This window comes from Methylorubrum salsuginis (assembly GCF_900114375.1).
GTDB lineage: Bacteria > Pseudomonadota > Alphaproteobacteria > Rhizobiales > Beijerinckiaceae > Methylobacterium > Methylobacterium salsuginis.
Genome location: NZ_FOSV01000018.1, coordinates 1 through 20,882 on the forward strand (window position 1 = coordinate 1; position 20,882 = coordinate 20,882).

At 71.8% G+C, this 20,882-nt stretch carries 15 protein-coding genes and 1 pseudogene; 14 read left to right on the forward strand and 2 right to left on the reverse strand.

The features are described from left to right. Positions 1 to 311: transposase (locus BM140_RS18440; RefSeq protein ID WP_131803884.1), on the reverse strand; the 311-nt coding region annotated here is incomplete at its 3' end. Positions 312 to 655: 344 nt separating this feature from the next. Between BM140_RS18440 and bcsS the strand changes: the two genes are divergently transcribed. From bcsS to BM140_RS18475, 7 genes are read left to right on the forward strand one after another with little or no spacing between them, the layout of a single operon-like run. Next, positions 656 to 1,399, forward strand: coding sequence for a cellulose biosynthesis protein BcsS (gene bcsS / locus BM140_RS18445; protein ID WP_091949817.1), 744 nt, complete (start codon positions 656 to 658; stop codon positions 1,397 to 1,399). Next, the gene (gene bcsA / locus BM140_RS18450) at positions 1,399 to 4,038 is read left to right on the forward strand and encodes a UDP-forming cellulose synthase catalytic subunit (protein ID WP_091949819.1); all 2,640 of its coding nucleotides are present in this window, start codon (positions 1,399 to 1,401) and stop codon (positions 4,036 to 4,038) included. Before bcsS ends, bcsA begins: the two co-directional genes overlap by 1 nt. 10 nt (positions 4,039 to 4,048) lie before the next feature. Then, positions 4,049 to 6,268, forward strand: coding sequence for a cellulose biosynthesis cyclic di-GMP-binding regulatory protein BcsB (locus BM140_RS18455; protein WP_165616494.1), 2,220 nt, complete (start codon positions 4,049 to 4,051; stop codon positions 6,266 to 6,268). Then, positions 6,265 to 7,335 carry a family 8 glycosyl hydrolase gene (locus tag BM140_RS18460; protein ID WP_091949824.1) on the forward strand — a complete coding sequence of 357 codons (1,071 nt, stop codon included), beginning with the start codon at positions 6,265 to 6,267 and terminating at the stop codon, positions 7,333 to 7,335. The genes BM140_RS18455 and BM140_RS18460 overlap by 4 nt, the downstream gene beginning before the upstream one ends. Next, positions 7,320 to 9,131 carry a hypothetical protein gene (locus tag BM140_RS18465; RefSeq protein ID WP_091949826.1) on the forward strand — a complete coding sequence of 604 codons (1,812 nt, stop codon included), beginning with the start codon at positions 7,320 to 7,322 and terminating at the stop codon, positions 9,129 to 9,131. Before BM140_RS18460 ends, BM140_RS18465 begins: the two co-directional genes overlap by 16 nt. Beyond that, positions 9,128 to 10,060, forward strand: a complete 933-nt coding sequence (bcsN, locus tag BM140_RS25195) for a cellulose biosynthesis protein BcsN (RefSeq protein WP_114436007.1) — start codon at positions 9,128 to 9,130, stop codon at positions 10,058 to 10,060. The genes BM140_RS18465 and bcsN overlap by 4 nt, the downstream gene beginning before the upstream one ends. A 5-nt stretch (positions 10,061 to 10,065) precedes the next feature. Then, positions 10,066 to 11,595 (forward strand): response regulator, encoded by a 1,530-nt coding sequence (locus BM140_RS18475; RefSeq protein WP_114436008.1) that lies wholly within the window; start codon positions 10,066 to 10,068, stop codon positions 11,593 to 11,595. 130 nt (positions 11,596 to 11,725) lie between these two features. Here BM140_RS18475 and BM140_RS26620 read toward each other — a convergent pair whose 3' ends face one another. Beyond that, positions 11,726 to 11,854, reverse strand: a complete 129-nt coding sequence (locus BM140_RS26620; RefSeq protein ID WP_280142606.1) for a hypothetical protein — start codon at positions 11,852 to 11,854, stop codon at positions 11,726 to 11,728. Between the two features lie 510 nt (positions 11,855 to 12,364). On the opposite strand from BM140_RS26620, the gene BM140_RS18480 reads away from it, so the two are divergent. From BM140_RS18480 to repC, 7 genes and pseudogenes are all read left to right on the forward strand, one after another. Then, entirely contained in the window at positions 12,365 to 13,345 is a 981-nt protein-coding gene (locus BM140_RS18480; RefSeq protein WP_063987026.1) for an ArdC family protein, read from the forward strand. Continuing rightward, entirely contained in the window at positions 13,345 to 13,722 is a 378-nt protein-coding gene (locus BM140_RS18485; protein ID WP_091949832.1) for a hypothetical protein, read from the forward strand. The genes BM140_RS18480 and BM140_RS18485 overlap by 1 nt, the downstream gene beginning before the upstream one ends. Before the next feature lie 85 nt (positions 13,723 to 13,807). Continuing rightward, positions 13,808 to 15,157, forward strand: coding sequence for a ParB/RepB/Spo0J family partition protein (locus tag BM140_RS26105; protein WP_207549479.1), 1,350 nt, complete (start codon positions 13,808 to 13,810; stop codon positions 15,155 to 15,157). Then, positions 15,103 to 15,915, forward strand: coding sequence for a hypothetical protein (locus BM140_RS26110; RefSeq protein ID WP_207549480.1), 813 nt, complete (start codon positions 15,103 to 15,105; stop codon positions 15,913 to 15,915). The genes BM140_RS26105 and BM140_RS26110 overlap by 55 nt, the downstream gene beginning before the upstream one ends. 878 nt (positions 15,916 to 16,793) lie before the next feature. Next, positions 16,794 to 17,645, forward strand: a pseudogene (locus BM140_RS18495) (DUF2493 domain-containing protein); the annotation flags it as partial. Positions 17,646 to 18,144: 499 nt separating this feature from the next. Beyond that, entirely contained in the window at positions 18,145 to 19,233 is a 1,089-nt protein-coding gene (locus tag BM140_RS18500) for a replication protein RepA (RefSeq protein WP_091949834.1), read from the forward strand. Positions 19,234 to 19,512: 279 nt separating this feature from the next. After that, the gene (gene repC, locus BM140_RS18505; RefSeq protein ID WP_063987030.1) at positions 19,513 to 20,739 is read left to right on the forward strand and encodes a plasmid replication protein RepC; all 1,227 of its coding nucleotides are present in this window, start codon (positions 19,513 to 19,515) and stop codon (positions 20,737 to 20,739) included. Positions 20,740 to 20,882 lie beyond the last annotated feature (143 nt).

Below are 20,882 nucleotides of genomic sequence, written 5' to 3' on the forward strand. Positions count from 1 at the left end.
AAGTCGGGCATCAGCCGGCCGGTCAGCCAGATCAGTTCGATGTTGCGCTGGCTCTCGCGTTCGAGGCGGCGGCTCGACGGAACGCGGTTGAGGTAGCCGTATACGTAAATCTTCAGCAGAGTCGCTGGATGGTAGGCTGGACGGCCCGTGGCCTCCGGTACCGCGCCCGCGAAGCCGAGCCGGCCCAGATCGAGCTCATCGACGAACACTTCGACAAGGCGAACCGGATTGTCGGCGGTGATGTAGTCGTCCAGGCAGTCGGGAAGGAGCGTGATCTGCTGACGATCCTCGCCTGCGATGAAGCGCTTCATCCCGACCTCCCCAGATCGGGATTTACTCTACCAGATCAGCACGTTTTCACACAGCCTGGTTAGGAAGCGGACCTTACAGAGCCCTAGCTCATATTCTTCTCTGCCTTGCGGCAGCTTGACCATGCTGGCCACCGTGGGTTTACCATCTGCAATCTCCATGGGCGCTCAACCGATGCAGACGGGATGGCCACATCGCACTTGGTCGCACGTTTACCACTCGACCTAATCCCTTTGCTATTCGATCTAGCTCGCCGCGTTCGTGGATTGAGGGCTTCTTGGCAAGGACCCGTTAAGGCCGCGGGCTCGATTTTCGGCGCGTCACGCAGGTCAGGTGGCGTTCCGACATGCATTCTTCAGTTCTCGGCTGTGCCGCGGCGATGGCCGTCGGCGCGAGCGGTGCCGCGTGCGCGGCCGATTGGTACACCGGGGCGGTCACGCCCGCGGAGCGCGACGCCTGGATCGTGGCGGTCGATGCCTCCGCCACGCTGTCCTCGCAGGGCTCGCAGTTCGCGTCCGCCACGCTGACGGCGGCTCCGCGGGACGACCTCACGGTCAGCGGGCCGCGGGTGCGCCTCGACGGGCTGATCGGCTCGTACCGGGCCGGCAGCGGGGGCACGAATAACGCGCTCGGCGACCAGGCCGAGATCGCCGCCATGGCGGGCTATGCCTGGGCGAGCCGGGACGCCGTGCTGTCCGGCTTCGTCGGGCTGAACCTGCGCCGCAACGCCCTGTCGCGGTTCGATGCGGACACGCCGTCCGAGACGGTCGCGGTCGGGCTCAAGGCCGCGCTCGACTACTACGCCCAGCCGACCGCCTTCACGATGATCCACGCGACCGGCACCTACTCCACCGCGTTCAACGCCTATTACGGCCGCCTGCGCGGCGGCATCGCGGCGTTTGCCGGCGGGTACGTCGGGCCGGAATTCGCGCTTCTGGGCGACGACTATTACCGCCAGTGGCGCGCCGGCGTGCACTTGTCGGGCCTGACCTTCGGGGCGATGCAGCTCGGCCTGTCGGCGGGCTACCTCCACGACCACGCCCGCAAAGGCGGCCTCTACACCACTGTCGATCTGCGGACGGGCTTCTGATGGCCACCCCCGCCTCGACGGCGCCGCGCCGCAACCTCGCCCTCACCTGGGCGGCCTGGGGCGTCAGCGCGGCCCTGGCGCTCGCCCTCGTGGCCCAGCCAGTGGCATCGAACGCCCAGCTCGCCCTCTTCGCGGCGGCCTGCGGCGGCATGCTGGCGCTGTGGCTACTGTGCCCGCCCCGCGGCCTGCCCCGGATGGCCTTCATCGCGCTGGCGATGCTGGTGGTCGGACGCTACCTCTACTGGCGGCTCGCCGGCACGCTGCCCGCCCTCGACGACCCGGTGGGCCTCGGTCTCGGGCTCGTGCTGCTGGCGGCCGAACTCTACTGCGTGCTGATCCTTACGGTCAGCCTGATCGTCAACGCCGACCCGCTGGAGCGCCCGGCGGCGACGCTCCTGCCGGAGGCGGCCCTTCCCACCGTCGATGTCTTCGTCCCGAGCTACAACGAACCCGCCGACATCCTCGCGTTGACGCTCGCCGCCGCCCGCCAGCTCGAGTACCCAGCAGAGCGCGTTACGGTTTGGCTGCTCGACGACGGCGGCACCGACCAGAAATGCGCCGACCCCGATCCGGCCCGCGCCGCCGCCGCGCGGGAGCGCCGGGCGAGCCTCCAGACTCTCTGCGCCGATCTGGGTGTCCGCTACCTCGCGCGGCAAAGAAACGAGCACGCCAAGGCCGGCAACCTCAATGCGGGGCTGGCCGCCGCGACCGGTGAGCTGGTGCTGGTACTCGACGCCGATCACGCGCCGTTCCGCCCATTCCTGCGCGAGACGGTCGGGCTGTTTTCGGCCGACCCCAAGCTGTTCCTCGTCCAGACCCCGCACGTCTTCCTCAACCCGGACCCGATCGAACGGAACCTGCGCACCTTCGGCCGGATGCCGTCCGAGAACGAGATGTTCTACGGGCTGACCCAGCGCGGCCTCGACAAGTGGAACGCCTCGTTCTTCTGCGGCTCGGCGGCCCTGTTGCGGCGCTCTGCGCTGGATGAGGTCGGCGGCTTCTCCGGCGTCACCATCACCGAGGATTGCGAGACCGCCTTCGAGCTGCATGCGCGCGGCTGGACCAGCGCCTTTGTCGACAAGCCGCTCATCGCCGGCCTGCAGCCCGACACCTTCGCCGACTTCATCGGCCAGCGCGCCCGCTGGTGCCAGGGCATGTTCCAGATCCTCATCCTCAAGAACCCGCTGACGAAGCCGGGCCTCGGGGCGATCCAGCGCCTGTCCTACCTGTCGAGCATGGCGTTCTGGTTCTTTCCCCTGCCGCGCCTGATCTTCATGCTGGCGCCGCTGCTGCACATCTTCTTCGACGTGAAGATCTTTGTCGCCTCGATCGACGAGGCCGTGGCCTTCACGGCGACCTACGTCGTCGCCAACATGATGATGCAGAACTACCTCTACGGCCGCCTGCGCTGGCCGTGGGTGTCGGAACTCTACGAATACGTCCAGGGCGTCTACCTGATCCGCTCCATCGCCTCGGTGCTAATCTCGCCGCGGAAACCCCATTTCAACGTGACGAACAAGGGCGCCGGCCTCGACGGCGACCGCCTCTCTTCGCTCGCCGGTCCGTACTTCGCGATCTTCGGCCTGCTCGCGGCGGGCTGCGCCACGGCGGCGTGGCGCTACCTCTACGAGCCCGGCGTCACCAGCCTGATGCTCGTGGTCGGCCTGTGGTGCCTGTTCAACCTCGTCATCGCGGGCGCCGCTCTCGGCGTCGTCGCCGAGCGGCGCCGGAGCGAAACCCATGCGAGCCTGCCGACCGCCCGGTGCGCCCGGCTCGACCTCGGGGGCGAGGTGATAGCGGTCACGGTCGAGCGGGCGGCCGCCGAGACCTGCCTCCTGCGCCGCCGCGACGGCGCCGCCTGGGGCGCCCGCGCGCCGGCCTCCGGCATCCTGACGCTCAAACCCGTCCCCGGCCGCCCGGTGCCCGCGCCCCTCACCGTCGCCTGCCCGAGCGGCACGGGGGATCGCCTCACCGTGACGGTCGAGGCGCTGACGCCCGCCGCCGCCTTCACCCTGGCCGACCTGATCTACGGCGATCCGGCGCCGCTGCGCGCCTTCCTCGCCGGCCGTCGCCGGCACGAGAACCTGCTGACGGGTTCGCTTCGGCTGCTCGGCTGGGGCCTCACCGAGCCGGTCCGCGCCGCCGCCTACGCCGTCGCGGCCCTGCGCCACCGGACGGCGGACGCCCTCCCGCTCGCCCCCGCAGCGGCACCCGCCGAAGTCCTGGTCGCGGAGCGCGAGACGCCGCAAGCGCCGGCCCCCGCGACCCTGCCGGTCGAGCCGCACATCGCCCCCCATGCGATCCGCCAGGCCGATGCGACGGCCGCACCGCCCGTGCCCTTCACGGCCGAGGCGTGGCGCGAGGCGGTCGAGGCCCTGAGCAAGCAGGAGGCCCTCCCGGCCGGCATGGTCGTCACCGGGTTCGAGCCGGCGGAATGGCGGGCCTGCATCGCCGCGCTCGCCGCCGCCGAGCGCAGGATCGAGGCGGGCCGGCACACCTCCGCGACGGCGAGCCCCGCCGCCGCCATCCTCACCGTGCCGGACGCCCACCCCGTGCCGGAAGCCCACCCCACGCCGGAGCTGCCGAGCGAGCGGCGCGATCCGGCCTCCCGCGGCGCCGCCATGCGGCGGGTCGCCTGAGATGTCCGCGATGCGCTTTGCCCTTCCCCTCGTCCTCGCCCTGCTCGGCGGCACCGCCGCCGCCGCGCAGAGCTTTTCGGGCTACGGCCCGGCCCGGCCGATGCTGCTGCCGCAGGCCCCCGGCCGGGAGGCCGCGGCCGAAGCCCCCACCCGTTCGGCGCCCGTTTTGCGCCGGCCGGGCTCGGTCGCCGCCTCCCTGCGGCTCGCGGGCGAGAACGGCGCGGTCACGCTCCCGCTCACCGTGACGGAGGCCGAGGCGCGCGCCGGCGGGCGCTTCCAACTCGGCTACCTCTCGGCGATTTCGGTGCTGCCCGAGGCTTCGACCCTGACGGTCTCGATCAACGGCACCGAGATCGGCGGGGTCGCCATCGACGGCGCCCGCGAGCCGCGCAATGTCGCCTTCGACGTGCCGCCGGGGCTCCTCGCCCGCGGCGTCAACGCGGTGCGGGTAGGCGTGGTCCAGCGCCACCGGGTCGATTGCTCGGTCGCCGCCACCTACGAGCTGTGGACCCAGATCGACCGAGACACCACCGGCTTCCTCCCCGCCGCCGAGGTTTTGCCCGGCCTCGACGATCTCGCAGCCTTCCCCCTCGCGGCCGACGGCGCCATGCCGATCCGCCTGATCCAGGCCGGAGGGCGCCTCTCCGCCCGCGGGGTCGAGCACCTGCTCGCTGCATTGCAGGCGACGGTGCTCGCCGGGCGCTTCGGCCAGCCGCGGGCGCAGTTCGTCACGAATACGGACGGCGACGGTCTCGCGCTGGCGGCGGCCCCCGCGGGCGAACTCGCGGAAAAGATCGATCTGTCGAGCCTCGGGGCCGTCACCGGGCCGGTGCTGGCGCTGCTGCCCGCTGCGAACGGACGCGCCGCGACCCTCGTCGCCACCGGCCGCGACGAGGCGGAAGTCGATGCGGCACTAGTCGAACTCGCCCGCCGCCGCGTGGCAGCGCCGCCCGGCACCCCGGCGGGCCTGCGCGCGCTCGCGGAAGCCGAGGGCCGCCCGGTCGAGGGCGGCGTCGCCCTGACGCTCGCCGATCTCGGTTTCGCCGACCAGCGCGTCAGCGCCCGCAGTCACCGCATCGAGTTCGACCTCGCGCTGCCCCATGACATCCTGGCGGCCGATTACGACCGGCTGACGCTCGATCTCGACGGCGCCTACGCGGCCGGGCTCGACCCGGAGGCCCGCATCAGCGTCGAGATCAACGGGGCCAGCGCCGGCAGCACGCCGCTGGCCAAGCCGCGGGGTGAGAGCTTTGCCCGCCGTACGGTCCTGCTGCCGCTGCGGCTGCTGCGGCCCGGCCTCAACCACGTGACGATCCTGGCCGAGCTGCCGCGGGCGCAGGACGCCGCCTGCACAGACCACGCCGTTGCGCCCGAGCGGCTGCGTCTCGCGGCGAGCACGCGGCTCACGATCCCGCCGCTGGCGCGGATCGCCCGCCAGCCCGAACTCGCCGCCTCGCTGGAGGCCGGCTTCCCCTACGCGGAGGGCGCGCGCCGCCCGACGCTCGCGGTTCCGGCCCCCGACCGCGACAGCATGGCCGCCGCCGCAACCGTCGCGGCCCGGCTCGCGGTGGCGGCGGGGCGGCCGATCCCCTTCGCCTTCGCGGCCGGGCGCGGCAGTGCCGAGGGCCCGACCGTGATGGTCGCCCCGGCCCGCCTGCTCGATCCGGCCACCGTCACGGCCGCTGGTCTCGATCCGCAGGCCCTGCGCGAGGCCTGGACCGGCCGCGAGGCCATGGCGGCCGCCGCGGCCACCCCCGCCGCCCGCCGCCGGGCGCTGCGCCAGGACGGCATCGCCGCCTGCCGCGCGCCGCGCCCGGCCGCGCCGGAGGCGCCCGCCGAGGCGGCGCCCGATCTCGGCGGCGCCTCCGCGGTGCTGGCGCAGGCGGTGACCGGCCCGCAAACCGACGACCTCCTCACCCTCGTCACGGCGCCGAGCCCCGCGGCACTCCGCGACGCGGTCGATTGCCTCGTCCATCCGCGGGTCTGGAGCCGGCCGCAGGGACGGCTCGCCATGCTCTCGGCCGCCGACGGCACCGTCGTCGTGCGGCCCGCCGAGGCGCCGCGCTACGTGCCGACCGCACCACCCTCGCTCGCCAACCTCCGCCGCGTGCTGGCCGGATGGCTCTCGCTCAACGCCGGCTTCTACGGGCTCGCCGCCCTCCTCGTCGCCGCCTGCCTCGCCGGCTTTTCGCGCCTCCTCGTGCGCCAGCTCGGCCGGAGGTCGTCATGAGATTCTTTGTGACCTTTGCGCTGATGCTGGCCCTCGCCGCGCATCATCCGGCCCGTGCCGAGCCGGCCGTCGCCTTCGCCGGCTCGCTCGCCGGTCAGGACGGCTGGCGCGCCTATCGCGAGCGCTTCGTCACCCCGCAGGGGCGCGTGGTCGATACCGGCAACGGCGGCATCAGCCATTCGGAGGGCCAGGGCTACGGCATGCTGCTCGCCGTCGCCGCCGACGACCGCGCGACCTTTGAGCGGATCTGGACCTGGACGCGGGCCAACCTGATGGTGCGCGACGACCAGTTGCTCGCGTGGCGCTGGGAGCCCGAGCGGCGCCCGGCGGTGGCCGACCTGAACAACGCCTCCGATGGCGACCTCCTCGTCGCCTGGGCCCTGGCCGAGGCGGTGCAGGCCTGGGGCGAGCCCTCCCACCGGGTCGCGGGCCGCCGCATCGCGGTCGAACTCGGCCGCAAGCAGATCCTGCCGCGCGCTGCGCAGGGGCCGCTGCTGCTGCCGGGGATGTCCGGCTTCTCCGCCGAGGAGCGGGCCGACGGCCCCGTGGTCAACCTGTCCTACTGGGTGTTTCCGGCCTTCGATCGCGTCACCGGGCTCGCCCCGGAATTCGACTGGGCCGGGCTTGCGCGCAGCGGACGGCGCCTGATCGCCGCCGCGCGATTCGGGCCGGCGCGGCTGCCGAGCGACTGGGTCTCGCTCGCCGGTCCCGCCCCGCGCCCGGCCGACGGGTTTCCGGCGCAGTTCTCCTACAACGCGATCCGCATCCCGCTCTATCTGGCGATGGCCGGCGTGACCGAGCCCGATCTCTACGCTCCCTTCCTGGCGCTGTGGGAGGGCAAGGCCGGGCCGGCGCTCGCCGACATCGCGGCGGGTGCGGTCAGCGACCGCCTCGTCGAGCCGGGCTACGCCGCGCTGCCCGCGCTCGCCGCCTGCGCCGCGCGCGGCACGCCGTTCCCGGCCGTGCTCCGCACCCCGCGGGCGGAGCAGAACTACTATCCCCTCACCCTGCACCTGCTGGCGCTCGCCGCACTCCGCACGAGGTTTTCCGCATGCGCGCCGCGTTGATTTGGGCGCCGATACTCGCGCTTACCGCCGCGGGCCTCGCGCCCGCCCTCGCGCAGCCCGCGGCCGACCGGCCCGACGAGACGGCGCTCCGCTACTACGCCGCGCAGAAGCAGGAGGCGCGCGTCGCCGCCGAGAGCGCGCGCCTGCGCCGCCAGCATCCGGGCTGGCAGCCCCCGGCCGACCTCTGGACCGCCGAGCCCGGCGGCGAGGACGAAGGCCCGCTCTGGGATCTCTTGGGCGCCGACCGTCTCACCGACCTACAAACGGCGCTCGCCGAGCGCGCCCGCACCGAGCCCGGCTGGAAGCCCTCCGCCGCGCTGACCCGCGCGATAGTGCGCCGCGACTTGCGCCGCACCGTCCTGGCGCTCGCCAAGGCGGGGCGCTGGGCCGATCTCGCCGCCACCGTCGAGCGCCGCCGGGCCGAGGCCGAATCCGGCGACCTCGAACTGACGCTGGCGATCGCCGAAGCGCTCGGCCGCACCGAGCGCGCCCCGGAGGCCGTCGCTCTGCTGCGGCGGCTGATCGTTGGCGCCGAGGGCGAGGCCCGCCGCGCGGTGCTGCTGCGGGCGATGGCCTTCCTGCCGATGGCCGAGATCGACCGCCTCGCCGACCTCTCTTCGGCGGACGAGCGTGTCCCGATCCGCACCGACCTGACCCGCGGGCGCATCGCGGCCGTGCTGCACGACGAGGCGGGTCAGACGGTGCCCCCCGACGACCTCGCGGCGTTCGAGACCTACGCCGAGGCGGCGGGCGATCCGAACCAGCCGGCCCTGGTGGCGTGGCTCGCGTTCAAGCGCCGCGATTTCCCGACCGCGCTGACATGGTTCAAGCGGGCGATGTCTCGGGGCGGCGACGCCATGGTGGCCCACGGCCTCGCCCACACCCTCGACCGGCTCGGCTACCGCCGCGAGGCCGAGGAGGTCGCCTATGTGTGGCGCGAGCCGCTGGTGAACAACACGCTGCTGTTCATCGACCTGCTGGAGGCCGACCTCACGCGAACGAACCCGCCGCCGATCGAGGCCGAGCGGCTCCGGCGCTACGCCCAGGTCGCTGCGTCCGTCGCCTCCGGCGAGGGGGCGCAGGCGCTGGCTTGGTACGCCTACAACAACTGCCAGTTCGACACCGCGCTCGGCTGGTTCCGGCGCGCGGTCGCGTGGTTCCCGAAGGAGGCCACCGTCTACGGCTACGCCCTGACCCTGCGGCGCCTGCACCAGGAGAAGGCGTTTCTCGACGTCGTGAACCGCTACGACGGCCTGTTTCCGAAGGTGGTCGATCTCCTGTTCCGCACCGGCGATCGCCCGACCCCGTGCGGGCCGCAACCGGAACACGCTCCGAAGCCGGCTTCCGCTTGGCTTGCCCTCGACGCCCGCGCCCCAGCCGGGCGCGTCCCCTCCGCCGAGGAGGCCGCCGCACCGGACGTCGCGCTCCCTAAGATCGCGCGCAGCCAGTTCCCGGTCGCGGTCGCGATGGAGAACGACCTGCGCGCCGCGCCCACCGGCCAGGCCGATCCGGCCCTTCCGGCGCAGAAGGTCTCCGCCCGGACGCCCACGATCGCCCGCCGCGTCCCCGGCGTCGGCCCGATGCCCTACGAGCGCTTCGGCTTCGCGCTGAAACCCGCCTGGAACGGCGAGGACGGCCCCAGCAGTCCGACCGCGGCCGAAAAGCCCGCACCCGTCGGCTCGCTCTGGTCGGACGAGCGCCTGAATGCCCCGCATGAGGCCGCCGGGCGAACCCTCGACGCCGACCGCACCGGCTCGATCCGCCGCCCGCCCGCCCGTCAGGAGAACCGCCCGTGATCCGCCCGCTCCTGCCCAACCTCACACTCTTGCTCACCCTCCCGCTCGCCCTGCTCGGCGCCTGCCAGAGCCGCGACATGGCCTCCCTCGCCGCGCCGCGCTACGCCAGCCTCGACGCCCAGTTCGCGGCGGGCCACGGCACCGTCGCCCGCCCCCTCGACCGGCACGCGGTGGCGGCTCTCCCGACCTGGATCGGCCGCCCGTCGAAGATCCAGGTCGCCGAACGCCCCGAGGGAATCGCCCAAAGGGTGACGTTCGCGAGCCCCGGCGGTACGGCCCGCCTCGTTGCCGCCTGGCCGGCGGCGGGCGCCGCCTCGCCCGATCTGCCGCCGAAGCCGACGCGGGACGGTATCCGCGACGAGTTGGCCGCCGCGCTTCCAGGGATAGTCATGGAGGTCGTGACGCGGCCCGCCCGGAACGCCTACGGCCCCTACGGTCTGGCGATCGGCCGCGACGGTGACGCTCGGCGCTGCCTCTACGCATGGCAGTGGATCGAGGCACCGCCGGCCCTCGGCTTTGCCGGCGCCGACCAGCCGCTGTCGCTGCGCCTCAGCCTGTGCCGCTCCGACCTCACCTTCGACGCCATGGCCGCCGCCGTCGACCGGCTGCGCCTCGTCCCCGCCGGGCAGGGCGAAGCGGTCGCAGCCGTTCCGCGTCCGCACCGCGCGAAGGCGCAGCCGGTCGCCGCCGCGCTCGCTTCCATGGCCGCCCCCGCGATCGCGCCTCTGCCGGCCCCCGCCCCGGACCCGTCCGGGCGGCGCTATCTCGGGGCCGATTTCGAGCCTGCCCCGCGCTCCGCCCTCGCAGCGGCTGCAGCGACGGTCCAAGGTGCCACCGCGGCGCCGGAGCCGTCGGCCCGGCTCGCCATCGACCTTCCGCCCGAGGCCCTGCGCGGCCCCGCGACCGATCCCTCCCGCCCGCGGCCCTGAGCGCGATGTCGTCCCTGCTTCCCCCCTCCGCCGCATCCGAATCGTCCGCCGAGGCGCACGCCCGCACCGGCCTCCGCATCCTCCTCGTCGAGGACGATCCGAGTTCGCAGGAGCTGATCCGCGCCTTATGCGAGCGCCGCGGCGACCGGGTCGAGATCGCCGCCGACGGCTTCCAGGGTCTGCGCCGGCTCGCCGAGGGCGAGCACGACATAGTGCTGATCGACTATCACCTGCCCGAGATGGACGGCTACGCGCTCGCCCGCTTGATGAAGGAGCTGTCCCGGCCGGCCGGCCGCCTGCGCCTGGTCGGCATCACCGCCGACCGCCACGGCCTCGCCGCACGCCGCGGCGCCGACCAGCTGTTCGACGCGATCCTGGTCAAGCCGCTGCGCCCGGCCGACTTGTTCGGGACGCTCGACCGGCTGGCGCAGCGCGCAGCCCCCGCAGCCCAGTCCGCGCCCGCCGACGAACTCTGGGCACGGCGCGGCCTGAAGGCTCGGCCCACCGCCCTGCTGTACCCTGAGGGCGCGACCGGCCCCGTCGAGGCCCTGTCCCAGGCGTTCCGCCTCGTCGCCTCCGCGGACGAGGCCGACCTCGTTCTCGTCGCCGATGAGGCCGGGCTCGGTGCCCTGAGGGCCCTCCGCGCTGCCGGCCCGGCCGGTCTCGTGCCGAGCGTCGCCCTGACCGACCGCCTCGGGCCGGCCTGCGACCTCGTCTTCCAAGTCGGCGACCCGGAGGCCTGGACGGCGGTGGCAGCGGCCAGCCGCGGCTTCCGCGAGCGCCGCGCCGCCCTGCCGCCGGATGCCGCGCCCGACGTCACCTCACGCCTCCTCCGGCTCCTCGTCGTCGCGGAGCGCGACCTAACCTTGCACCGCGACGCGACCGATCTCGCCTACGAGACGGGGGATTCCCCCGCTAGCCGGATGGCGGCCGTCCTCGCCCTCGCCCAGGCTGGGCTGGTGCACTGCGAGCCCTGCCTGCAGGGGATGCGGGTGGCAGTGACAGAGGCCGGCCGCGCCAGCCTCCTGCGACGCCAGCCCGTCTCGGCAGAGGGCGGCGCGCCCGCCCTCGCGAAGGCATCGGCCTGGGCGCCGCCGTCCGTGAAGGGCGGACCACTCGCCGGCCGCGCGTGGTCCGTCCCGGGCGTCACTGAGCAGCCCTCGATGCCTGACAGCAACGCCCACGCACCGCCGACCGCCAACCCGGAGACGGTGGCCGAACTCTGTCGCCTCATCGGCACCGATCACGTCGAACGGCTGCGGGAACGCCTGATCGAGATGCTGAAGGCGAGCTTCGTTGACGGCGCCGATGCCGCGACCCTCGCGCGAGAAGCTCACATTCTCGTCTCCGCGGCCGGAAGTCTGGGCTTCGATCACCTCGCCGCCCGTTGCCGCTCACTGGAATGCACTATCCGGTCGCAACGCGATTACCGAGATGAACTCATGCAGGTACGCCGTGCCGCGAAAGAAATCGCGGACCGACAGCCCAAGCGGCGCGGCCTACCCGGCCTGAAAACTTGCAGTCTCCCGGTTTGACCAATCCATACAGAGGCTGCTTGCGAGCGAAGAGCGGCCATTTCAGCGGTTTTGGCGGAAGGTCCGGAAGTGGCGCGAAGCCGTCCTTCAGCGGGCAGATGCTGAACAGTGGCTTCCCACCCTCTGCAGATCATCGCAGCGTCAAGCTGATTGGGTTTGCCCCTAGGCCATCCTGCTGCGTGGTGGCCAGGACCCCGCGGAACGCCTTGATGACTTGCTTGGTGGGGCCGAGTTTTTGCCCGAGATTGAAGTCGTGCATGCTCTCCCGGTGCGACCGACGAACGGATCCCCCCGCGTTGTGGATCAGCTTCGCCCGCGCAGAGTCGGCATCCAGTACCTTTATGACCTATCGCAGAGGCTCCCGAGAAACGGAGGATGGCTCAGCTGCAGTGAACACGGTCTCAGCCGTGCATCTCTCCCCATTCGATCCGAACAACGCGAGTAGAATGCGGAGGCGTCAACGAACGTGATCCGCCTGGGCAGGCGAATGGTCCGAGCCGACATCCCTGGTTGCGCGATGCCTGACGCCCGCCCACTCCCTGAGCGCGTCCCAGCCCCAAGCCTCTCTGTCGTTCAGATGGACGGTGCGCCGAGCAGCGCTAGGACGTGCGCTCGATTCGCCGGTCGATGGTCTCGGTCGGGGCGGATCACGCCGGGTGCGGTGGCCGATGGGCGTCGCGTCGAGAGGAAGAGGTCAGGTGCGCGGCGCGCGACGGGTTTGGAGGTCGGGAGAGAGGCTCCTCGGCCGCCCGTCGCGAAAGCCTGTCCGATGGCGCACTCCCCTCCCCGGCCCGCTCCGGATCGCTCCAGCGTGTATCGCGAGGTCACCGACCGCATCCTCGCCGACCTGGAGGCCGGTCGCCTGCCCTGGGTCCAGCCCTGGACCTCCGATCGCGTTCGGGCGCCGCTCGGACTGCCGGCCAACGCCGCCACCGGTCGCCGTTACTCGGGCATCAACATCCTGATCCTGTGGTGCGCCGTGGTGGAGCGTGGTTTCGCCGGCCAGGGCTGGCTCACCTTCCGGCAAGCGCAGGCGCTCGGCGGCAGCGTGCGCCGGGGCGAGCGCGGGACGTCGGTCGTCTATGCCGACCGCTTCACGCCGCGGGATGAACGGGTTCGTGCGGACCGCGACGGCGATGCGGCCCGCAGCGTCCCCTTCCTCAAGCGGTTCACGGTCTTCAACACCGAGCAATGCGACGGCCTGCCCGGCGCTGCCTGGGAGACCGCCGCAACGGTGCCGCCCGGCCTCATTCGTCCGCAGGTCGAGACGCTGATCGCCCGAAGCGGGGCCGACCTGCGGATCGGCGGCGACCGGGCCTTCTACGACATCGACGCCGATCACGTGCGGCTGCCGCCGCCCCACAGCTTTCGGCAGCCGATCGATTGGCACCGGACGGCCCTGCACGAACTCGGTCACTGGACCGGCGCGGGGCACCGCCTGGCGCGCGATCTCTCCGGTCGCTTCGGCTCCGCGCCCTACGCCCAGGAGGAACTCGTCGCCGAACTGACGGCGGCGTTCACCTGCGCCAGCCTGTCGATCGTGCCGACCGTCCGCCATGCCGACTACATCGGTGCCTGGCTTCAGATTCTTCGCGCGGACGAACGTGCGGTGGTGCGCGCGGCCTCAGCCGCCTCCCGTGCCGCCGATTTCCTCCTCGCCTTCCTTCCGTCGGACGCTGCGAATTTCCCGGCATCGGTCGCGGCCGATCCGGAGCGCGCCGAGCGTCCGTTCCGTGCGGAGGCCCTGTGATGCCGCGCACCGTCTCGGCTTACGCCGCGCTGATCGCGCGGGCCCTGCGCACGGAGGGCGGCCACCTTGCCGTCGGCCGGGGCGGCTTCACCTTGTGGTTCGGACGCGATGGCCGCCTGTCGGGGGGTGACGAGACCGAGATCCCGGAGGCCTGCCGCGCGGCCGGTCTGCCCGTGATCGACAGCCGCCCGGTCCCGTTCGACCGGCTGGCGCACCTCGTCATGTCCGGTCCGATGATCGCCGTCGGGGAGCCCCCGGATCCGCCGCCCCATCACGGTCTGTCCAACGCGCCGTTGGCGGTCGTGGCGGCGGCCTATCGTGCTTCGGGTGCGACCGTGTTCAACCTCGAAGCCGTCGAGCGTGGCACCGCGCGCTGAGAGGACGAGGACAGGAAAAGGCTTCGCGACGGCGTGAGATGATCGCGAGAGGTCCTCCCGGCCGCGTCCGTCGCGGAGACCCGACATGGCCCGACCCACCACGAAGCTGACCCTGCATGCCGCCCGCGCGATTCCATTCGACAAGCTCGTTCTGTCCCAGGCGAACGTCCGGCGCCTTCAGGCCGGTCAGTCGATCGAGGACCTCGCCGAAGACATCGCCCGGCTCAGCCTTCTCACCAGCCTTACCGTCCGTCCTGTCCGGGACGCGACCGGCGCCGAGACCGGCCTGTTCGAGGTGCCGGCGGGCGGGCGCCGCTACCGCGCGCTCGAACATCTTGTGAAGACCAAGCGCCTCGCCAATCATGCGAGCGTGCCCTGCATCGTGGTGCCGGCCGACCCCGGCCATACGGCCGAGGAGGACTCGCTCGCGGAAAACCTGCAGCGCGTGGCGCTCCATCCGCTCGATCAGTTTCGGGCCTTCCGGACGCTGCACGACCAGGGGCTGGGGGACGAGGCGATCGCCGCCCGCTTCTTCGTGTCGGTCCGGATCGTGGCCCAACGCCTCAAGCTCGCGCGCGTCAGCCCGACGCTGCTCGACCTCTACGCGCAGGACGGCCTCAGCCTCGAGCAGCTGATGGCGTTCACGGTCCGCGACGATCACGCCCGCCAGGAGGCGGTGTGGTCGGCGCTCGCCCGCAGCAATTCCCGCGAGCCCTACGCGACCCGCCGCATGTTAACCGAGAGCGCGGTAAACGGCACCGACAAGCGCGCCCAGTATGTCGGGCTCGCGGTCTACGAGGCGGCGGGTGGTGTGATGCTGCGGGACCTGTTCGCCGCCGACGATGGCGGCGGCTGGCTCCAAGATATCGCTCTGCTCGACCGCTTGACGGCGGACCGTCTGGCCGAGGACGCCGAGCGCATCCGGGCCGAGGGCTGGCGCTGGGTCGAGGCGATGTCCGATCTGGCCTACGGCCACTCGGTCGGCCTGCGCCGGTTGCGCGGCGAGAGCGGACTGAGCCCGGAGGAGCAAGCGAGCCGCGCGGCGCTGCTGCTGGAAGCCGAGGGGATCGAGGCGGAGCACGCCGCAGCCGAGGAGCTGCCGGCCGCCGCCGACCAGCGTCTCGGAGCAATCGAGGCGATGCTGGAAGCGCTGGACGAGCGGTCGCCGGTCTTCGAGCCGGAGCAGGTCGCCTACGCCGGCGCCTTCGTGTCGCTCGATGCCTCCGGTCGTCTGCGGGTCGAGCGCGGGTACGTGCGCCCGGAGGATGAGCCGGGCGCGGCGGAGCCCGGGACACGTGAGGCCGAAACTGGGACGGACGGGCCGGAGGCGCCATCGCCGGTGCCGGCACTCGGCGCCGCTGCGGCGGCCCCCCTGCCCCCGTGGAGGCCGATGAGGGCAGTGCCGTCATCTCCGATCGGCTTCTGTCCGATTTGACGAGCGGGCGCACCCTCGGCCTGGGCGACGCGCTCGCGCGCGATCCCGACGCCGCGTTGCTCGCCCTGCTGCATGCCCTGACGCTGCAAACGTTCGACCGGGAGAGCGGCGCGCGCGAGACATGTCTGGACATCGAGGTGCGCCACATCGCCCTGACGCGCGCCGCGCCGAGGCTTGCCGACAACCCGGCGGCCATCGCGCTCGCGCAGCGGCATGCCGACGGGTCTCAGCAGCTCCCGGTTCGGCCCCAGGACCGTTGGAAGGCGTTGCGCAGCTTCGATCACGACAGCCGGCACGACCTCCTTGCGTATTGCACGGCGCTCAGCCTCAATGCCGTGATCCTGCCGCACGATCGGCCCGGCCGCACCGTGACGCCCGCCGTTCGGATCGCCCAGCAGGTCGGCCTCGACATGACCCGCAGTTTCACGCCGACGGCCGCGAATGATTTCGGGCGCACGACGAAGACCGGCATTCTCGCCGCGGTGCGACAGGCCAAGGGCGAGGCAGCGGGCCAGCTCATCGACCACCTGCGCAAGGCCGACATGGCCGTAGAAGCAGAACGGCTCGTGGCCGGAACCGGATGGCTGCCGCAGCCGCTGCGCACGCCTGGGGACGATGGCGAAGCCCCCTCCCCTGCCCCGGACGGTGTCGATCGCGGCTCGGCCGCCGAGACCGGTCTTGCGCTTCCGGCCTTCCTGACCGAGCCGGACGCGAGCACCCCGTCGGACGCCGGAGCCTGGCCGCAAGCGGCCGAGTAACGCCATGGCCTTCTGCCGTCTCAGCCGACGCCGGCCCGTTGCGGCGCGGGCCGTGCGCTGACCCCACGCGTGCCGCTCGCCTGTCCCGCAATGGGCGGCGCGTCTCATCCCTCGCGCGAAGTTTGCCGCGGCAGGGCGGCTCATCGCGCCGCGCAGGAGAGGCCGAGGACGGACCGGAAGACCGCGAAGGTCACAGGCGGGCGCGAGAGCAGAACCGCGACGCGGCCGTCACATCTTCGGAGCTGTCCATGAACACGCTGGCCTCCCTCCTGCCGTGGCGCGTCCCCTCCCCTCCCCTCACCGTTCGTCGCCTGTCGCCGAAGAGACGGCCGATGCGCTGATCGCCGCCGCCCATGATCTCGCTGGCCTTCTCGAGACGCGTGGTCGCATCGCGTCGCCCGATCTCCGCGCGGCTGTCGCTTCGGGTCCGAGGGCCTGCGGCGGCGGGCGCTGCATCAGATGCTCGGTGCCGGTCCGGGCCGGCCGGCTAGCGCGCCGGGCTCCGGAGCGCCACCGCGACGTCGCTGACCCTATCGCATCTTGAGCGGGCCGGACGTCGCAAGGGGGCCGATCCACCGGAGGGCCGCGCAGCCGGCCTTCGGAGAGCGAGCGACCTTGGCCGGAGGGGATGGGGGAGGCGGCGCGTCCCCCGTCGCGGCCCGCAACGCCGTGGACCGGGCTTGCTCCCCGGCTGGGCCTCCTCGCACACCAGCAGGCTCGACCGCGGCGTCCTCCGCTGCGCTATGGCCCTGAACCGGGTGTGGGCCTCTCCCCCCTCCGGCGAGGGGCGCCCGTGAAAGCCGCGGCCGGAACGCGCACCGGAGCCTGCCGTGCACGACCATACCGCCGGGGATCCCACCGCGTCCTTCGCCTCGCCGATGGCCGAGGTCCTAACCAACCTCCAGCTGTTCGGCCCCCCCCGAACGCGGACGAGCCGGATCGTCGCCCCCTCCCCGCGCCCGAAGCGCTGGAGGCGATCGTGTCCGGCCTGTTCGCCGTCCTGCCCGAAGGCCTCGCCGAGACCCGGCGGGAGGATGACCTGCCCGACTTGCTCTGGGCGCCCGTCAACCTGTTTCACCGCAGGCTCGAACGCATCGAACGCGACCTCGACGACAACGAGCAGGCTCAACGGCGCAGCCAAGCCGAGCAGGATTTTTCGGAGGTGCGCTCGGTCGAACTCGAGTGGCCCACCGATCACGGCCTCGCCCTAATCGCGCGCCGCGAGAGTTCCGAAGAGATGCGCGAGGCCACGTGCCGGCACTACACGGCGCTCGTTGGCGCCCCGTGGCAGCCGCGAACCGGCTCGCTCGTCGCACGCCCCCGTTTGACCAACGCCGTCATCGACAGCCGTGCCTTTTTGGAGGCGCGGCGGCGCACGGAGGCCGCGGTCCTGATGCCCGATGGGACCCGGGGGCGCGCTGACCAGTGGCCCGACCTGCGACGATCATCGCTCGATCTGGGCCAAACTCGACCGCGTCCATACCAAGTATCCCGACTTGCTCCTGCTTCACGGCGGATCGCCCAGGGGCGCTGAGCACATCGCGGCCCTCTGGGCGCGCCAGCGGCAGGTGCCGCAGGTCGTGCTCAAGCCGGATTGGACCCGCCATCGGAAGCGCGCGCCGTTCAAACGCAACGATGCGCTCCTGGACGCTCTCCCGATCGCCGTGATGGTGTTTCCGGGAAACGGTATCTCGGTGAGCTTGGCGGACAAGGCCTGGGCTCAGGGCATCCTGGGTCCGCCGCTTCCAACTAATGGAGACGTGAGGCCCACCGCGTCGGCGGTTCGGCTCTGCCATCCGCCGACGCGTCCGTTTACAAAACTCAGCGCAGTTGCGTCGGCGGTGGAAAAAATCAGCGCTACGCCGACCGCCTCGCGCCGTCGGGGGAGAGTCGCAGGCAACGCGGGCTTACAAAACTCAGCGTCGCGGGGCCGTCGGTGCTCGATACCGCAGGCTCACTGGCCGCTCGGTGACGTGAAATGGGGTACGACACGCTGACTTTTGCCAGCGGAGCTCCGGGAGACGCTGATTTTTCGCACTCCAGGGGCGACGGGGGGACGGCGAAGGGGCCCACCGGTTCCCGGACTCGGCGCGGCGGCGCTGAGTTTTGTAAAGAATCCCGTTCGTGGCGCTGAGATTTGGAAACCCGGTCGTTGCGCCGGACCGGCGACTCCCGCCTGATAGCCTCCAGGTTGCCGTGCGTGTGACGTCAAGGAGAGTAGGACCGGCCATGAACGCCGCAGAAACCCGTCAGTTGAGCCTGTGGGAGCAGAGCCTTCTGCGTCCTGACGGGGGGACGGTCGGGACGCGGCAGGGCGTCGGTCCGGCCCTCGATGGCCGTATGGACGTCTCGTTCCTCCACAAAGGCTTCTGCATCGCCGGGCTTCCGCTGCGGCGCCCCAAGAACACGATGGAACCGTGGAACCGACGCGACGGCCGCTTCTCGCTTACCGTCGAGCCGGCTCGGTTCGTCCTGCCGAACGGACGCCAGATCGAAGTCGGCGTGCCGTTCGGGCCCAAGGCTCGGCTCCTGTCCATGTGGTTGGCCACGGAAGCGCGCGACCCGCGGCGCAGCGCCGGCGACCGCTGGATGGAGATGGGACGGATCACCGAATGGCTGCAGGCGGTCGGCTTGCCGGTCACGGGCGGCGAGCGGGGGTCGATCGGCCCGACCAAGGACCAGTTGGTGCGACTGAGCTTTCCTATCTTCACGATGTTCCTGAACGGGGATGACGGCGGACACGTCTTCAAGCGTGAGAGCCTGATCGAAGGCGGCGCCTTCAAGGACGACGATCTCGAGGTCTGGGCCTCGGGCGGGCACAGCGCCATGCGGTGGCCGGAAGCCCTGATGCTCAGCCAGAACGCCTACGATCGCTTCACGCGCCACTCGATCCCGGTGCCGACCGCCCGGTTGCGCCAGGTCGCCCACAACGCCATGGCGATCGATATCCTGGTCTACCTCTGCTACCGGCTGCCGCTGCTGTCGCGCGGCGAGAGCGAGCTGCTGACCTGGCGCGATCTGATGGCGCAGTTCGGCTCCTCCGAATTCGCCTCGCGGTTCAAGCAGGCCTTCTCGGAGTCGATCAAGCGCACGCTCGACGCCTACCCGGAAGCCAATGTGGCAATGACCACCGAGGGTCTGGTGCTGCGCCATTCCGAGCCGGCCGAACTGCGACGCGCCTTCGTCGCCGTTGCCGGGAGCCTGCCCCGTCGCGCGCGCGCGGCGCCGCGGCCCCGCAAGCCCCCGCGCGCCACGGATCCGTCCGGTCACGAGACGGGAGGAGACCTGTTGTCCTCAGCCGAGGCCGCGCATGGCTGAACCGCCGCGCGAGACCGCGCCGAGGCCAACCTGACGTCTCAGCCTCACCGAACCCCTCGTCAGCTGCGCCCATCGTGTGGGGCTGACGCGGAGTCACCCCTTCCATTCCGAACGGAGCAACTCGGCAAAAGAAAAGGCCCCCGAGACAATCGCCCCGGAAGCCCTCTCTGTCGTCTGGACAACCTCAGAGAATCACTCCCGGACATCGCTGTCAAGCGCGTGCGACGTGGCTTTCGCCTCGGCGGGCGCTGATCTCTTGCCTCAACGCAGGCGAGGACCATGCATCCCGGATCTCAACCCACGACGCCCTTCGGGCGGCGGCCGCTCTCGCTCGCCATGATGGCCGCGCAGGCGGCGGCCAAGGCCTGCCCCGAGGAGGCGGTTGGGCACAAATGGCGCATCTTCCGCGACGTCACCGAAGCGAAGGATCGTCTCGGCGTGTCGGACCGTGCGCTCGCCGTTCTGAGCGCCCTGCTCACGTTTCATCCCGAGACCACGCTGACGTCCGGCACGGAAACTGTGGTTTTCCCCTCGAACCGCGAGCTGTCCCTACGGGCGCACGGCCCCTCCCCGGCGACCTTGCGGCGGGCCTTGGCGCAACTCGTCGAGGTCGGCTTGGTGATCCGGCGCGATAGCCCGAACGGCAAGCGCTACGCGCGCCGCGACACCGATGGCGGCATCGCGCAGGCCTTCGGTTTCGATCTGACGCCGCTTCTGGTCCGGGCCGCGGAACTCGCCGGCCTCGCACAGGAGGTGAGAGCGGAGGCGCGCTTGCGCACGCTGCTGCGCGAAGAGATCGCCCTGCTGCGCCGGGACATCGTCAAGACCCTCGCGGCCGCCGTCGAAGCCGATTGGCCGGGTCCATGGTCGGCCCTAGCGGATCGGTTCACGGAACTCGGCGGCATGCCGGGACGCGCCGCCTCCGCTGCAGCGCTGCAGCCGGCCGCCGAGGCACTGCGCATGCTTCGTGGGGACGTGGATAAGTGGCTGTCTGAGGCAACGGATTTCACGAAAACGCACGCCAATGAGTCTCAGAATGAGCGCCATCATCAGAATTCAAAACCAGACCCTGCTCTAGAATCTGAACGATGCTTCCGAAGAAGCCCGGCGGCGACCGAGCGATCCGACTCGGACAGAGTGCGGGCCGATCAGCGTCCCCTCCCCTTGCCCATGGTGCTCGAAGCGTGTCCGGACATCGTTCTGTACGCCCGCGACGGCATCAGGAGCTGGGCCGATCTCGCGACGGTCGCCGAGATCGTGCGTCCCTCCCTCGGGATCAGCTCGAGTGCCTGGGAGGCCGCCGTCGCCGCGATGGGCCGAGACCCGGCGCTGGTGGTGCTGGCGGCGATCCTCCAGCGCGCCGCCATGATCAATGCACCGGGTGGTTACCTGCGCGCCCTGACGCAGAAGGCGCGCTCAGGCGGATTTTCCGCATGGCCGATGCTCCTCGCCCTGTGGCGGCTGCGGCACGGGGCGGCTGGCGCCGAGCGCCGACAGACCGGTTGACCGCGGTCAACTCGGTCACGATGGCGACCGGCCGGGATGTCGGTCGGCGCGATGCAGAAGGGCCCCTCGTGTGCGTCAACGTTCCGGTAACCTTTCGCGTGCTCTTCTCACGGTGTAGCAGCGTGCACAGCCGTTCAAATCGT

Excerpts from the sequence above, each read along its gene's own strand:
- bcsS (WP_091949817.1), top strand. The coding sequence starts at position 656 with ATGCATTCTTCAGTTCTCGGCTGTGCCGCGGCGATGGCCGTCGGCGCG.
- bcsA (WP_091949819.1), top strand. The coding sequence starts at position 1,399 with ATGGCCACCCCCGCCTCGACGGCGCCGCGCCGCAACCTCGCCCTCACC.
- BM140_RS18455 (WP_165616494.1), top strand. The coding sequence starts at position 4,049 with ATGCGCTTTGCCCTTCCCCTCGTCCTCGCCCTGCTCGGCGGCACCGCC.
- BM140_RS18460 (WP_091949824.1), top strand. The coding sequence starts at position 6,265 with ATGAGATTCTTTGTGACCTTTGCGCTGATGCTGGCCCTCGCCGCGCAT.
- BM140_RS18465 (WP_091949826.1), top strand. The coding sequence starts at position 7,320 with ATGCGCGCCGCGTTGATTTGGGCGCCGATACTCGCGCTTACCGCCGCG.
- BM140_RS18475 (WP_114436008.1), top strand. The coding sequence starts at position 10,066 with ATGTCGTCCCTGCTTCCCCCCTCCGCCGCATCCGAATCGTCCGCCGAG.
- BM140_RS26620 (WP_280142606.1), bottom strand. The coding sequence starts at position 11,854 with ATGCACGACTTCAATCTCGGGCAAAAACTCGGCCCCACCAAGCAAGTC.
- BM140_RS18480 (WP_063987026.1), top strand. The coding sequence starts at position 12,365 with ATGGCGCACTCCCCTCCCCGGCCCGCTCCGGATCGCTCCAGCGTGTAT.
- BM140_RS18485 (WP_091949832.1), top strand. The coding sequence starts at position 13,345 with ATGCCGCGCACCGTCTCGGCTTACGCCGCGCTGATCGCGCGGGCCCTG.
- BM140_RS26105 (WP_207549479.1), top strand. The coding sequence starts at position 13,808 with ATGGCCCGACCCACCACGAAGCTGACCCTGCATGCCGCCCGCGCGATT.
- BM140_RS18500 (WP_091949834.1), top strand. The coding sequence starts at position 18,145 with ATGAACGCCGCAGAAACCCGTCAGTTGAGCCTGTGGGAGCAGAGCCTT.
- repC (WP_063987030.1), top strand. The coding sequence starts at position 19,513 with ATGCATCCCGGATCTCAACCCACGACGCCCTTCGGGCGGCGGCCGCTC.